16 protein-coding genes and 1 tRNA gene are annotated in these 13104 nt (G+C 63.1%); 8 read left to right on the top strand and 9 right to left on the bottom strand.

Annotated elements, in window-relative coordinates; translation table 11 throughout:
* The coding region (locus AC1DUU_RS10180; protein ID WP_476783305.1) for a TonB-dependent receptor domain-containing protein at positions 1–1835 on the top strand (1835 nt) is incomplete at its 5' end.
* Positions 1836–1864: 29 nt separating this feature from the next.
* Here AC1DUU_RS10180 and AC1DUU_RS10175 read toward each other — a convergent pair.
* Positions 1865–2875 carry an Lnb N-terminal periplasmic domain-containing protein gene (locus AC1DUU_RS10175; RefSeq protein WP_476783304.1) on the bottom strand — a complete coding sequence of 337 codons (1011 nt, stop codon included), beginning with the start codon at positions 2873–2875 and terminating at the stop codon, positions 1865–1867.
* Positions 2876–3188: 313 nt separating this feature from the next.
* Positions 3189–3264 (bottom strand) — tRNA-Ala (locus AC1DUU_RS10170).
* A gap of 252 nt (positions 3265–3516) precedes the next feature.
* On the opposite strand from AC1DUU_RS10170, the gene AC1DUU_RS10165 reads away from it, so the two are divergent.
* Positions 3517–3807, top strand: a complete 291-nt coding sequence (locus AC1DUU_RS10165; protein ID WP_476783303.1) for a YggT family protein — start codon at positions 3517–3519, stop codon at positions 3805–3807.
* A gap of 6 nt (positions 3808–3813) precedes the next feature.
* Complete coding sequence (locus tag AC1DUU_RS10160) at positions 3814–4128, top strand: DUF167 family protein (RefSeq protein WP_476783302.1); 315 nt, start codon at positions 3814–3816, stop codon at positions 4126–4128.
* Between the two features lie 117 nt (positions 4129–4245).
* On the opposite strand, the gene ppa is transcribed toward AC1DUU_RS10160, so the two are convergent.
* The 5 genes from ppa to AC1DUU_RS10135 all read right to left on the bottom strand — a co-directional run bounded on the left by ppa (position 4246) and on the right by AC1DUU_RS10135 (position 7810).
* On the bottom strand, positions 4246–4782 hold the full coding sequence (gene ppa, locus AC1DUU_RS10155) for an inorganic diphosphatase (RefSeq protein ID WP_476783301.1): 537 nt from the start codon (positions 4780–4782) through the stop codon (positions 4246–4248).
* Positions 4783–4886: 104 nt separating this feature from the next.
* On the bottom strand, positions 4887–5393 hold the full coding sequence (locus AC1DUU_RS10150; protein WP_476783300.1) for an N-acetyltransferase family protein: 507 nt from the start codon (positions 5391–5393) through the stop codon (positions 4887–4889).
* A gap of 128 nt (positions 5394–5521) precedes the next feature.
* Entirely contained in the window at positions 5522–6160 is a 639-nt protein-coding gene (locus tag AC1DUU_RS10145) for a TPM domain-containing protein (RefSeq protein ID WP_476783299.1), read from the bottom strand.
* A gap of 6 nt (positions 6161–6166) precedes the next feature.
* A complete protein-coding gene (locus tag AC1DUU_RS10140) occupies positions 6167–7150 on the bottom strand; it encodes a TPM domain-containing protein (protein WP_476783298.1) in 984 nt (327 codons plus the stop codon).
* A gap of 24 nt (positions 7151–7174) precedes the next feature.
* Complete coding sequence (locus tag AC1DUU_RS10135; protein WP_476783297.1) at positions 7175–7810, bottom strand: LemA family protein; 636 nt, start codon at positions 7808–7810, stop codon at positions 7175–7177.
* A gap of 101 nt (positions 7811–7911) precedes the next feature.
* Here AC1DUU_RS10135 and AC1DUU_RS10130 point away from each other — a divergent pair, with 101 nt between their 5' ends.
* Genes AC1DUU_RS10130 through AC1DUU_RS10115 form a run of 4 tightly spaced genes read left to right on the top strand, consistent with a single transcriptional unit; the run spans position 7912 to position 10280 of the window.
* Entirely contained in the window at positions 7912–8169 is a 258-nt protein-coding gene (locus AC1DUU_RS10130; protein WP_476783296.1) for a hypothetical protein, read from the top strand.
* 4 nt (positions 8170–8173) lie between these two features.
* On the top strand, positions 8174–9079 hold the full coding sequence (pdxY, locus tag AC1DUU_RS10125) for a pyridoxal kinase PdxY (RefSeq protein WP_476783295.1): 906 nt from the start codon (positions 8174–8176) through the stop codon (positions 9077–9079).
* Positions 9076–9828: a DUF429 domain-containing protein gene (locus AC1DUU_RS10120; RefSeq protein ID WP_476783294.1), complete on the top strand. Its 753-nt coding sequence runs from the start codon at positions 9076–9078 to the stop codon at positions 9826–9828. Before pdxY ends, AC1DUU_RS10120 begins: the two co-directional genes overlap by 4 nt.
* 32 nt (positions 9829–9860) lie before the next feature.
* Positions 9861–10280: a nuclear transport factor 2 family protein gene (locus AC1DUU_RS10115; RefSeq protein WP_476783293.1), complete on the top strand. Its 420-nt coding sequence runs from the start codon at positions 9861–9863 to the stop codon at positions 10278–10280.
* Between the two features lie 5 nt (positions 10281–10285).
* Here AC1DUU_RS10115 and AC1DUU_RS10110 read toward each other — a convergent pair whose 3' ends face one another.
* Together AC1DUU_RS10110 and AC1DUU_RS10105 are read right to left on the bottom strand one after the other, a co-directional pair.
* Positions 10286–11539: a multidrug effflux MFS transporter gene (locus tag AC1DUU_RS10110; protein WP_476783292.1), complete on the bottom strand. Its 1254-nt coding sequence runs from the start codon at positions 11537–11539 to the stop codon at positions 10286–10288.
* Positions 11536–12012 (bottom strand): MarR family winged helix-turn-helix transcriptional regulator, encoded by a 477-nt coding sequence (locus AC1DUU_RS10105; protein ID WP_476783291.1) that lies wholly within the window; start codon positions 12010–12012, stop codon positions 11536–11538. The genes AC1DUU_RS10110 and AC1DUU_RS10105 overlap by 4 nt, the downstream gene beginning before the upstream one ends.
* A 123-nt stretch (positions 12013–12135) precedes the next feature.
* On the opposite strand from AC1DUU_RS10105, the gene AC1DUU_RS10100 reads away from it, so the two are divergent.
* Positions 12136–13104, top strand: a 969-nt coding sequence (locus tag AC1DUU_RS10100) for a M3 family metallopeptidase (RefSeq protein WP_476783290.1), incomplete at its 3' end; no start/stop codon positions are given.

Genomic DNA, 13104 nt, shown 5'->3' with positions numbered 1-13104 from the left:
GCGTCACCGTGACCGGTCCGGCCAACGAAAAGGATATCTTCATCCGGGGATTGCTGGGCCAGTACACGCTGATCCTCGTCGACGGCAAGCGCCAGAGCACACGTGAGGCGCGCGCTAATGGCAATGCCGGTTTCGAGCAAAGCTTCTTGCCGCCGCTTGCGGCGATCGAGCGGATCGAGGTCGTTCGCGGGCCGATGTCGTCGCTTTACGGCTCGGACGCGATGGGCGGCGTCATCAACATCATCACCCGCAAGGTAGGCGAGACGTGGTCGGGCTCGTTCACGACCGACGGGACCGTGCAGCAGCACAGCGAATTTGGAGATACTGGCCAAGGGACATTCTATCTCAACGGGCCTGTCCTCAAGGACTCGCTTGGCCTGCAGGTCTGGGGCCAGGGACTGAAGCGCGGCGAGGATTCGCTGCTCGGCGGCATCACCGGTGCCAAGGAAGGCACGCTCGGCGGCCGGCTGACTTTCGTGCCGAACGAAAATCACGAATTCCGGCTTGAGGGCGGCACGTCGCGGCTACGGCGCGAGGCAAACACCGGCCAGACGCTCGCTGAAAACGGCATTTCGACATACAACAACAACGATCGCGATCACTGGTCGCTGACGCATATCGGCGACTGGGGCTGGACGACCTCCGAATTCTCGTTCCAGCAGGAATGGGCCGAGCGCAGCAACTTCAACTGGGACAAGAAGCGCCGTGACTTCGTGGAAAACCCTCGCTCGCCCGAAATCCGCAACTCCGTCCTCGATGGCAAGTTCACCACGCCGTTTGAGCTTCTCGGCTCGCACACGCTGGTGACGGGCGGGCAGGTGTTCGATGCATTGCTGACCGACCAGAATCCCGGCCGCAGGACAAGCCGTGACGAGCAGTTTCAGATCCTGCAGTGGGCGCTGTTTGCCGAAGACGAATGGAGGCTCTCCGACAGCTTTGCCCTGACCGGCGGGCTCAGGCTGGACAATCACCAGGAATATGGCTCGCACCCGAGCCCACGGCTGTACGGCGTCTGGAATCCCACGGATCAGCTAACGCTGAAAGGGGGCATCTCGACGGGCTTCCGCGCGCCCGATGTGCGGGCGATTTCACCTGGCTATGCCTACACGACCGGTGGCGGTGGCTGCACCTATGGCCCGAACGGCTCCTGCGGCGTCATCATCGCCGACCCAAACCTCAGGGCGGAGACCAGCACCAGCTTTGAATTGGGCGCGCTGTGGGACAACCATGACGGCATCACCTTGGGGGCGACGTATTTCTACACCGATTTCAAGGACAAGATCGCCAATGCCCCGGTGCTCGACAGTGCGGGCAAACCGGTGCGCTGGAGCGAAGACCCCAACTATCGCCTCTGGTACAATTACAACATCGACGACGCCATCATACAGGGGCTGGAACTGACAGCGAGCTGGGAGGCGACCGATGCGCTTTCGATCCGTGGCAGCTATACCTACACCCATTCCGAACAGCAGACAGGCGTCTATGCCGGCTTCTCGCTCTCCCGCACGCCTGAGCATACGGCCAATCTACGCCTCGACTGGATAACACCGATGGATGGGCTTTCGGCCTGGGCATCTGCAAACTATCACGGTGCCGAGATCAACGCTGGCCCCCGCATTGGAACAATCGGCAAACCGGTCGCGATCAAGGGGGTGGTTGGCCGCAAATACGATGCCTATGCCACCGTCGACCTGGGCGCCACCTATGCGTTCACCGAAAACTTCGTGATGAACGCCGCTGTCTACAACCTGCTGGACGAGAGGGTTGAGACCTCCGAGCATAACGCTGTGATGGAAGGCAGACGCTTGTGGGTGAGCTTGACGACGAGTTTCTGACCCTGTCGGTTCCTGCCGCGTCGCGTCGCTTACTCGGCCCGAACAGGCGAGGGCACGCCGACGCGGATAAGCTGCGAAAAATCAGGGGTCAGCCCGGCTGCCTGCGCGCGCTCACGGATATGGGCGCGCTCGCGCAGTTCCTGCATCGATAGCTGGCTATCGAGCGCCCCTTGATCATAGGTATATTCGGGAAGGTAGCCGTTGACGATCAGGCGCCAGTCGAGCGGGATCATGTCGCCAACCGCACGGATCATCTTGACGATGACGGTGGTGCAGTTGGTGGTGATCGAGTTGTAAAAACGCGGCGTCTTTGCCAGCGCATTGGCATCAGCGACATACTCGAGCAGCAATGCCTTGGCGGCTTGCGGCGAAGCCCTGAGGCGATAAAGCTGGACGTCTTCGCCCCGGACGTTCGATCGGACGCCGACGACGTCGCGCTCATCGGCTGCGATGATGACAAGGGCATTGCTTTTGAACAGATCGGCGAGCGGCGAGAATGCGCCACCATTGAGCCGCCGCACTTCGATCGACCAGGCGAGATAGTCGCCACCTTCGAAACCGAAGCTCATGATGACATGGGCCATTTCCGGTCCGGCCCAGTAGGACATGAACAGGTCGAGTGTCTGGAGCTTGGTCAGGTCATAGGTCCTGGTCGTCCAGCGCTCGGTGAAGTCGGTTCTGCTGCGCCATTCGAAATCGCGAACATAGGTCAGCGTCAGCATGTCGCCGTCGCGCGTTCCCGTCACCTGACGCGAGACATCGGGCGCGAAATCGGCGTGTTCGGGCGGATGGATGGTGCTCCACCACAATAGGACCGCGGCGAAGGCGGCCGCGAAAGGCACAAGCGTACGAAGGTGCCAGCGGCTGAACAGGGCAATGGCGGTGGCGAAGCCGAGCAGGGCAAACAGGCATGCGGCGAGCCCTCGGGCCAGTTCTGGCAGAGGCAGCCGGTACCACAGGGCAAGAGCGGCCCAGGCTGTCGCAACGACGATGACGAGCGTGAGAATGATCGCGGAAACGATCCGCAGGGTGCTTCGCAATCTCACGTCCAGCCAGCTTTCCATGTTTGACGGCGGCTCAGGGCAGCCGATCAAGTCCCTTCGCCAAGCGCTACCCGACTGAAGTCGATGAGTCGAGAGTGGGTGGCCTGTCGAACATGAAGCAAAGAGGGCATTGGGACGCTAGGCGCGCTTCCTCGACAGCGACGTCAATGTCCATCCAAAACCCATGCGTCCTTCATCCTTCCGACGCGATTGCCAAAAACCGCGCGGATGGGCGCATTACGCTTCCAGGAGTGCGCTCGGGCGGCCGCGCAATGATCTTGATCCTGAGGAAATCAGCCAATTGATCCGCTGGTGGAGCTGAGGAGGATCGAACTCCTGACCTCGTCATTGCGAACGACGCGCTCTCCCAGCTGAGCTACAGCCCCGTCCAGCGGATGGCCGCATTTATTGGCTGCGCGCGGCGTCTGTCAAGCGAGCAGTTGACGTAGGGGCGATATAGCACGGTGACGAAAGGTGTTGACCGCAATGCGGCTCTGAAGGCAGGTGCAGCCGCCAAATCTGACAAGTGGAGCAAAAAATCCGTGGCGTGTCCCCGTCGCGGCGCGTACGCAGGCGGCGGCGGGGCTTGCCGCTCAGGCGTGCAATGGCTAAATGTCGGCAATTCATTGGAGAACGGCATGCTCGCCCTCATTCAGACGATCGTTCTGGCCCTCGACCTGTATTGGTGGATCATCATCGCTTCGGCGATCTTCTCCTGGCTCTATGCTTTCAACGTGGTCAATCCGCGCAACCAGGTCGTCGGCACCATCGGCAACATGCTGTTCAGGCTGACCGAACCGGCGCTGCGGCCGATTCGCCGCTTGATGCCCGATCTCGGTGGCATCGACATCTCGCCGATCATCCTGTTGCTGTTGCTGTTTTTCGTGCGCCAGTTCATCTTGACCACGGTGGCGCCGCTCGTCATCTGACGCGTCATGTCCGGCTTCTTCAGGGAGCGTGACGACGGGCTCGAGTTGTTCGTACGGCTGACGCYACGCTCCTCGAAGGACGCTGTCGAAGGCATCGAGCAGACGGCCGACGGGCGCAGTCATCTGACGGCACGGGTGCGCGCGGCGCCGGAAAAAGGCGAGGCCAATGCGGCGCTCGAAAAGTTGCTCGCCACGGCACTCGGCATTCCCAAGAAGTCAGTGTCGGTGGTCGCCGGCGGCACGTCGCGGCTGAAGACCGTGCGCATCGCAGGCGATGCCGGCGACCTGGCCAGGCTGTTGGTGGCGTTGGCGAAGGGCTGAGCGCGTACTCTGCCGGCGAGCCGCCGTTCAATTCGGACGATGAGACACAAAATGAGGGCGCGGTCAGCTGAGCCGGCCGCGCCCTTTGGCGATTGAACCTGTCCAGCCCGAGAGGCCTCAGGCCTTGAGCTGCTTGGCGCGCTCGATGGCTTCCACGATCATCTTCTTGGCGTAGTCCGCGTCGTGCCAGCCCTCGATCTTGACCCACTTGCCGGGCTCCAGATCCTTGTAGTGGGCAAAGAAGTGCTCGATCTGCTGAAGCGTGATCTCGGGCAGGTCGGTGTGGTTGAAGACGTTTTCGTAGCGGCGGGTCAGCTTGGGCGAGGGCACGGCGATGACCTTCTCGTCCTGGCCGGCATTGTCTTCCATCACCAGCACGCCGATCGGGCGCACATTGATGACGCAGCCGGGGATGAGCTGGCGGGTGTTGCAGACCAGAACGTCGATCGGGTCGCCGTCGCCGGAGAGCGTGTGCGGCACGAAACCGTAATTACCCGGATAGTGCATCGGGGTGTAGAGGAAACGGTCGACGACGAGCGTGCCGGCTTCCTTGTCCATCTCATACTTGATCGGCTGCCCGCCAACGGGCACCTCGACGATCACGTTGACATCTTCGGGCGGATTCTTGCCGATCGAAATGGCGTCGATGCGCATTGGGAAAGCTCCAGATTAAAGGTGCCTCCCGATAAACGCCTTGGGCCGCGTGTGCAATGCAATATTGATTCGACCAAAGGCGAGCGACTTTGGTCAGCCAGGGATCATTCCCAGACGAAGGCGACCTTTTTCAGTGCCTTCTGGTCGAAGACCTCGACGCCTTCGGCGATGTCGCGGCCGCCAGCACCAGTGTAGAAGGACAGGGCGTTCTCGTTTTCCTCGAGCGCCCATACCACCATACCCTTGAGGCCGTGGTCGGCGAGGCGCTGGCGGGCAGCGGCGAACAGGCGGCTGCCGAGACCAATGCCCTGGCATTCGGGGCGAAGGTAGAGTTCGTAAATCTCGCCTTGCTGCTTGAGCTCGCGGGCGCGGTTGCGGCCGAGCGTGGCGTAGCCGGCGACCTTGCCGCCGATCTCGATGACCAGGACGGTCGCAGCGCGCCTGATCGCATTGGCCCACCATTCGCCGCCGCGGCGGTTGATCATGGTTGTCAGCGCGCGATGGGGAATGATGCCGGAGTAGGCACCGCGCCAAGCCTCATGGTGTACCTCGGCGATGGCGTGGGCATCGCGCGGCTCGGCTTTTCTGATGTCGATGGTCAGCGTGTTCATAGTTTCTTAACCATAAACCGCGTTTCGACCGTTGCAAAGAGTCCGCCAGCTAGCGGAGAGGCCTTTCACACGATTGGGAACGAGGATCACGCCATGGTGTGTCCAAATGGACTCACCTTGGCGGCAAGCTAGATTTCGACGAGGTGATCGTCGAGTTCGTTGACGTCGTCCGATGACACCGGGAAATGCTCGGAAAGCAGCGCCCCGACAGTGGCGACGGCCGAAACAAAGCCATCGGCGAGGCGGTTTTCGCGGGCCTGCTCCATCAGGTCGCCGACGATGCCGTCCCAGGCATGTTGTGGCACCTTGGCGTTGATGCCCGCATCGGCGACGACCTCGGCATAACGCTCGGCCAGCGAGACGAAGACCAGCACGCCCGTGCGCGACGTCGTCAGGTGAATGTTGCGGGCATAGAACTGCCTAAGCGCATTGGCGTGCGCGGCACGCCAGAGCAGGCGGCGCGGCACCAGCCAGATGCGCAAGCCAGGTGCCCACCACAACAGCGCGCAGGCGGCCGCGACCGCAAGCAGCTGGACGATGACAAAATGCGGCAGCCGCACCGCGACCCACCAATGTTCGAGCGCGAACGCTGCCGCCAGGCTGACGAGCAGGACCCCGACAGTGACGGCAAAGGCTGCCGCGAAGAAATAGCCGTCGCTGCGGTGGGCGACGACGCAGTAGATCTCGCCAGCCGTTTCGGCCTCGGCGGCGCTGATGGCAGTGGCGATGCGTTGGTGGTCGCCGGGTTTGAGCGTGGTTTGGGTCATGTCGTCTTACCAGCTCCCCGAAGAACCGCCGCCGCCGGACGAACCGCCTCCACCCGAGAAGCCACCGCCGCCTGAGGACCAACCGCCACCGCCACCGGACCAGCCACCACCGCCTGAACTCCACCCGCCACCGCCGCCCGAGCCTTGGGCGTAGTTGAAGGTCATGCCGAGCCAGATGTAGCGGCCAGGCCCGAGCTTGCGGCCGTAGATGCGCGGCAAGACCGCCATCGCCATGCCGCCGAAGAACAGGGCTATCCACAGCGCGACGAATACGAAGAAAATGATGTCGTCTTCGCTCATGCCCGTCAGGCCGGTCTGTTCGTTACGCTTGGCACGGGCCTCGAGCTCGGCGCCGTCGCCCTCGACCACCATGACGATGTCGTCGACGGCCTTGGAAATACCGCCGGAAAAATCGCCGGCGCGAAAGGCCGGCACCATGGTGTTTTCGATGATCAGCTTGGTGTGCAGGTCGGTCAGCACGCCTTCCAGGCCATAGCCGACCTCGATGCGCATGCGCCGCTCGTTGGGCGCGACGACCAAAAGCACGCCGTTGTCTTCGCCGGCCTGGCCGAGCTTCCAGGCGCGGTACAGTCGGTTGGCGTAGGGTTCGATCTCCTCGCCGTCGAGACTGGGAACGGTGGCRACGACGATCTGGTCGGAAGACTTTTTTTCGAAATCGGCCAGCTTCTGGACGAGTGCGGCTTCGGTTGCCGGGTCGATGATACCGGCATTGTCGACGACGCGGCCGGTGAGGGTGGGGAGTTCAGCGGCGAGGGCGGGAAGTGAAAACAGCCAAACGAAAGCAGCTACGACGACGAAAAGAACCGCCCAAGCGCGGGAAGCTTTGCGCTGCCCCTCATCCCCCTGCCGGGACCTTCTCCCCGCAGGCGGGGAGAAGGGGCATGCCGCAACGCCGGCGCCCCCCTCGCCCCGTTTACGGGGAGAGGGTAAGGGTGAGGGGCATGGCTCGCCCATCCGCGATAAAAGCACTGCCTTGACGCCTGACCGCGACGGTCACCCGCCCTGCTTGGTGCCGAAATTGACCTTCGGTGCCTCGAGCTTGTCTTCGGCGACGGTGAAGTTCTGGAACGGCTGGTTGCGGAACCACAGCGAGTTCCACAGCATTGCGGGGAAGGTCTTCAGCGAGGTGTTGTAGACGCGAACGGTCTCGATGTAGTCGCGGCGGGCGACCGCGATGCGGTTTTCGGTGCCTTCGAGCTGGGCCTGCAGCGCCATGAAATTCTGGTTGGCCTTGAGGTCGGGATAGTTTTCGACGACGGCGAGCAGGCGCGACAGCGCGCTGGTCAGCCCTGCCTGGTTGTCCTGGAAGGCCTTGAAGGCATTGGGGTCGGTCAGCGTCTCGGGCGTGACGGTGACCTGGGTTGCCTTGGCGCGGGCCTGGACGACACCTTCGAGCGTGTCTTGTTCGTGCGTGGCATAACCCTTCACCGTTTCGACGAGGTTGGGGATGAGATCGGCGCGGCGCTGATACTGGTTCAGCACTTCGCTCCAGGCGGCTTTCGCCTGCTCTTCCTGTGTCGGGATGGTGTTGTAGCCGCAAGCCGAAAGGAACGGCATGACAATCGTCAGGAACACGAGGGCCGGAAGCAGGCGAAAAGCAGGAAGTGCCGGCGAAGCTTGCATGCGCATCGGATTGTCCTCGACAAAGCAACTGATGCCACAGCATTATCACAAACACGGTCGGAAAAAACCGGCGTTCGATGGGCGATGATGCCGGGAGAGCTTTGACGATGACGTCGCCGAGAGACAGCGACAGCGAAAAGGAATCGCGCCGTATCCTCGACCGCATCGCGCGCGAGAGCGAACCCGGCGGCGGCTCTTTCGTTACGCGCAAGACCAGCGAGATGCGCAATCATCTCGCTGCTGCCGACGTCGACAAGGCCGACCCGATCGAGCATATCGGCACGCGCATCGGTCGCATCTTGGGATTTGTGCTGACTGTCGGCTTGATTCTGTGGCTGATCAACTATCTCGTTCGAGGCGGATAACTTCATGACATCTCAAGCCGAGACAGCCGCGCCACGCGCGGTGATCGTCGTGTCGAGCCATGTCGCGCGCGGATCGGTGGGCAACCGCGCGGCGGTTTTCGCGCTGGAGACGCTTGGCCATCCGGTCTGGGCGGTGCCGACGGTGATTTTGCCGTGGCATCCTGGCCATGGCAAAGCGACGCGCATCGTGCCGCCGACGGAACAGTTCGTCGCCTTCATGGCCGATCTCGAACGGGCACCGTGGCTGGGTGAGGTCACGGCGGTGCTGTCGGGCTATCTCGGCGAAGCCGGTCAGGTGGAGGCCGTGGCCTCGCTGGTCGAGACCGTGAAGGCGAATAACCCGAAGGCGCTTTATGTCTGCGACCCTGTCATCGGCGATTCCGGCGGGCTTTATGTCGCCGAGGCGCTGGCTGCCGGCATTCGCGACCGGCTGCTGCCCTTGGCCGATATCGCAACGCCCAATCGCTACGAGCTGGAGTGGCTGGCGGGCGCAAAGGCTGACGATATGCGCGCAACGATGGCGGCAGCGCTTGGGCTTGGGCCGGCAACCATGCTGGTGACCTCCGCGCATGCGATGATGGCTGGCGGCACCGGCAATCTGCTGGTCACCCAGACGCAGGCGCTGCTGGCCGAGCATCGCACCGTCGAGCGTCCGCCGAACGGTCTTGGCGACCTCAGCGCCGCGGTTTTTCTGGCGCGATTGCTTGCCGGCGAGACGGCCGCCAAGGCGCTGCAAACGACCACCGCTTCGGTCTACGAGATACTCGCCCGCACCTCCAAGCGCGGCGGCGACGAGCTGCAGCTCGAAACCGATGCGCAAAGCTTGTCGCACCCGATGGCGATGGTCGAGCTGCGCACGCTCATTCATCCCTCGCGGAGCCGCAAACCCGTCCAGGATTCCGGGGCATGACGATTGCCGGTGTCGACGGCTGCAAGGCCGGCTGGGTCGCTGTGATCCGCAACGACACCGAGACGAAAGCCGAGGTGTTCGGCAGCTTCGAGGCCCTACTCAGGGCATTGCCTGACGATGCCGTGGTGGCTGTCGACATGCCGATCGGACTTCCTGAGTTCACGGCCAGGGGCGGGCGTGGGCCGGAGGCCTTGGTGCGGCCGTTGCTCGGGCCGCGCCAGTCGAGCGTCTTTTCGATCCCGTCGCGGGCAGCAGTGCATGCAGAGGCGGCTCCCTTCACCGATATCGAAGAATGGTATGCCGCGCACCGCCGGGCGAGCGAGGTGGCGAGACAGACCTCCGAGCCGCCGCGCGGCGTGTCGATCCAGGCATTCGGCATCTTCTCCAAGATCCGCGAGATCGACGCGCTGATGGTGGCGCGGCCGGAGTTGCGCGAGCGGGTGATCGAGTCGCATCCCGAGGTGGCGTTCTGGCGACTGAATGGCGGGCAGGCGATGAGCCTGCCCAAGAAGATCAAGGGCCGGGTCAATCCTGACGGCATGGAAGAGCGGAAGACACTACTGGCGCGGTGCGGTCATGACCGTGCTTTTCTCGATCAAATGCCGCCGCGCGGGGCTGCGGCGGACGATTTTCTCGATGCTTGCGCGATGCTGCTGATCGCCGAGCGGCATTATCGCGGCGAGACTACAAGTTTTCCGTCGCCGCCGGGCAGGGATGCCTATGGCATTCCGGTCGCGATCTGGGTTTAATGGCCCGGACGTTCGTTGCGGAGGAAGCGGCGATGAAGGCTGTCAGGGCAATCGTTGCAGGCGCTGTGCTTGCCATGGCCATTTGCGCCGTGCCACTCCAGGCGCTCGCCCAGCAAAGCATCATCGACCGTTGGTATGATGCCTTGCTGAAAGCCGATCGGGCCGCGCTTTCGGAGCTGCTGGCCGATGATGCGACGATCACGCTCGACGATCTCGACGTGACCCAGTCCAAGGCCGAGTTCATCGCCTCGATGGATGAATGGGAAACGGCGGCCAAGGGCGCCACCATCCGCCACAAGATCGAGAGCGAGGTGGGCGATACCACGATGGTGCTGACCTGCTACGACTTTCCCGGCAACGACATGACGATGCGCGAGATGTTCACGACGAGGGATGGACGCATCATTGCCAATACGCAATCGACGGTTGGCGACGGTTGCGAAACGCCATGACGCGATTACTTCAGCCGCGTCATCAGTGAGGGCTCGGGCAAGCTGCGCCAGCCGAGCCAGGACAGGATGGCGATGAGGCCCATTGTTGGGATGACGGTGGCAAGGGCTGTCACCGGGTCGCCCATCCATGCCGCCACCGCGCCGCCGACCATGCCCGCGCCCATCTGGAAGAAGCCCATCATGGCGGAGGCGGCGCCGGCGTTTTCGGGAAAGGGGGCCATTGCTGCCGTCATCATCGCCGGCGAGATCATGGCGATGCCAAAGGCATAGATGCCGACTGGGACCATGACGAGCAGAAAGCTGGGCTCATAGGTCCTGAGCAGGACGGCCATGGCGATGGAGCCGATGGCGACGAAGGTCAGGCCGACCGGTACCATGCGCGCGGCGCCGTAACGCTGCATGAACATGCGCATGACGACCGCTCCGGCCATGAAATTGGCCGTCTGCATCAACATGCCGATGCCGAACTGGGTGGGGCTCAGGCCGACGCGCTCCATCAGGATGAAGGCGAGCACGGTAGCCTGGGTATAGATTGCGCCCGTCGTGCCGGCGATGACCAGGCAGCACAGCACGAAATAGGGACTGCGGAACAACGATCCGTAGGAAGCGGCAAGGGCCTTAGGGCGAATGCGGCTGAGGTCGCGCGTCACCGTCTCGCGCAAGGCGAAGATCGCAACCGCCATGACGACGATGCCGAGCAACACCATGACGATGAAGATGGCATGCCAGCCGAAGAACTCCATGGTCAGGCCGCCCAGCGTTGGTGCGACTGCCGGCCCGAGTGCCAGAAGGATGCCGATCATGTTCATGATGCGGGCCGAGCGTTCATGGGTGAAGACGTCGCGGACAACCGCGCGGGCCACCGACACGCCGACAGCGGCACCCACGCCCTGGAGGAAGCGGGCGGCGATAAGCGTTTCGATGTTGGGCGCGACCAGCGCCAAAACGCTTGCGGCGAGATAGATGGCCATGAAGACGAGCGTGATCGGGCGGCGGCCGAACCCGTCGGAGAGCGGACCGCAGACGAGCTGGGCGAAGGCGAAGCCGCCGAAATAGAGCGACAGCGTCATCTTGACCGCCGCTTCGGTGGTGCCGAAAGCCTGGACGATCTCGGGCATGGCTGGGGTGAACAGCGCCAGCGAGATCGGGCCGATGGCGACCATCAGGCCGCCGATCATGGAGACCCGACGTTCGCTCATGATTGGTGAGGCGGCGGTTTTCAACGGTTCGGCCATGGCAATATCAGATCGCATGTTCATGCCGCCGCATCCTCGCTCGAAAGCGCTTCGGTGCGGACGGCGAGCAAGTTCGTGCGGGCGGTGCGCAGCGAGACCAGCAGGCGCTGCCAGTCGTCGGGGTCGATGCCGTGGGCGGCTTCGCCGCGGATCGATGCGGCAATCGGCTCGATCTGGGCGACCACCGTTTTACCAGCATCGGTCAGCGTGACGAGCTTGGCGCGGCGGTCGGCGGGATCGGGCTTGCGCTCGACAAATCCCTTGGCCTCAAGCCTGTCGACAAGGCCGCTCAGCGTCATCGCCTCGATGCCGAGGCGTTCGGCAAGTGCTGTCTGGCGGATCGGGCCGGCGCGCAACGCGTTGAACAGAACACGGCCCTCGCCGGTGGTCAGGCCCAGGCCGGCTTCGGTGGTACGGCGATCCATCTCGGCGCGGATGATGCGCGAGAGATCGTTGACGATGAAGCCGAACGTGTCGGTGTCGAGGCTGGCGGGCATATTGCTAAGCATTCCTTATTATATGGTTCACTTAGTTTACCGTGGGCGATGAGTCAATCCGGTTGCGCGGCCTCCAGTCCGGCCCTACATCGGGGCTGTCCGCAGTTATCAAGGAAGCTCTTCATGTCTGCTCAGATCGATCTCGCGCGTCATCCACTGACCCATTGGGCCGGGCCGCTTGGCCTGCCGGATTTCACCAGGATTGAAGACGGCGATTTCGGCCCGGTGTTCGATGCAGCCCTTGGAGCGCACGCCGCCGAGGTCGAGGCCATCGCAAACAATGCCGAGCCGGCGACGATCGCCAATACGCTCGAAGCGCTGGAGCTTGCGGGTGAGCCGCTCGACCATGTCTCGTCGATCTTCTGGTGCCGCGCTGGTGCCCACACCAATGACGCGATCCAGGCGATGGAGCGCGAAATCTCGCCGAAGATGGCCAGGCATTTCTCGGCGATTTCGATGAACGAGAAGCTGTTTGCCCGTATCGACGATCTCTACGCCCGCCGGGCCGAGCTCGGCCTCGATGCCGAGGCGCTGCGCGTACTCGAAAAGACCTGGAAGGGGTTTGTCCGCTCGGGCGCCAGGCTCGACCCCGAGGGCAAGAAGCGGCTTGCGGATATCAACGAGCAGCTCGCCTCGCTCGGCGCCAAGTTCGGCCAGAACGTGTTGGCTGATGAGAAGGAATGGGTGCTGTTTCTCGACGAGGGCGATCTTGCCGGCCTGCCGGAATTCGTGCGCGGGGCGATGGCCCAGGCAGCGGAGACACGCGGCCAAAAGGGCAAATATGCCGTCACCTTGTCGCGCTCTATCTATGAACCCTTCACGACATTCTCCGAGCGGCGCGATCTGCGTGAAAAGGCGTTCAAGGCCTTTGCCGGGCGTGGTGAGACCGGTGGCGAAACCGACAATGCCGGTGTGGTGCGCGATACGCTCAGCCTGCGCGCCGAAARGGCCCGGCTGCTCGGCTATGGCAGCTATGCGGCCCTCAAGCTCGACGACACCATGGCCAAGACGCCGAAGGCGGTGATGGAGCTGCTGGAACCGGTGTGGAACAAGGCGCGCGAAAAGGCAGCTGCCGACGAGACCGAATTGCAG

The organism is Aminobacter sp. P4_H6_2 (assembly GCF_056400805.1).
The sequence above is the reverse complement of the archived record's forward strand: the minus strand, read 5'-3'. Positions and strand labels throughout refer to the sequence as shown.

Coding starts and splice junctions, on each gene's coding strand:
- AC1DUU_RS10165 (WP_476783303.1), top strand. CDS start 3,517: ATGCTCGCCCTCATTCAGACGATCGTTCTGGCCCTCGACCTGTATTGG.
- ppa (WP_476783301.1), bottom strand. CDS start 4,782: ATGCGCATCGACGCCATTTCGATCGGCAAGAATCCGCCCGAAGATGTC.
- AC1DUU_RS10150 (WP_476783300.1), bottom strand. CDS start 5,393: ATGAACACGCTGACCATCGACATCAGAAAAGCCGAGCCGCGCGATGCC.
- AC1DUU_RS10145 (WP_476783299.1), bottom strand. CDS start 6,160: ATGACCCAAACCACGCTCAAACCCGGCGACCACCAACGCATCGCCACT.
- AC1DUU_RS10135 (WP_476783297.1), bottom strand. CDS start 7,810: ATGCGCATGCAAGCTTCGCCGGCACTTCCTGCTTTTCGCCTGCTTCCG.
- AC1DUU_RS10130 (WP_476783296.1), top strand. CDS start 7,912: ATGACGTCGCCGAGAGACAGCGACAGCGAAAAGGAATCGCGCCGTATC.
- pdxY (WP_476783295.1), top strand. CDS start 8,174: ATGACATCTCAAGCCGAGACAGCCGCGCCACGCGCGGTGATCGTCGTG.
- AC1DUU_RS10120 (WP_476783294.1), top strand. CDS start 9,076: ATGACGATTGCCGGTGTCGACGGCTGCAAGGCCGGCTGGGTCGCTGTG.
- AC1DUU_RS10115 (WP_476783293.1), top strand. CDS start 9,861: ATGAAGGCTGTCAGGGCAATCGTTGCAGGCGCTGTGCTTGCCATGGCC.
- AC1DUU_RS10110 (WP_476783292.1), bottom strand. CDS start 11,539: ATGAACATGCGATCTGATATTGCCATGGCCGAACCGTTGAAAACCGCC.
- AC1DUU_RS10105 (WP_476783291.1), bottom strand. CDS start 12,012: ATGCCCGCCAGCCTCGACACCGACACGTTCGGCTTCATCGTCAACGAT.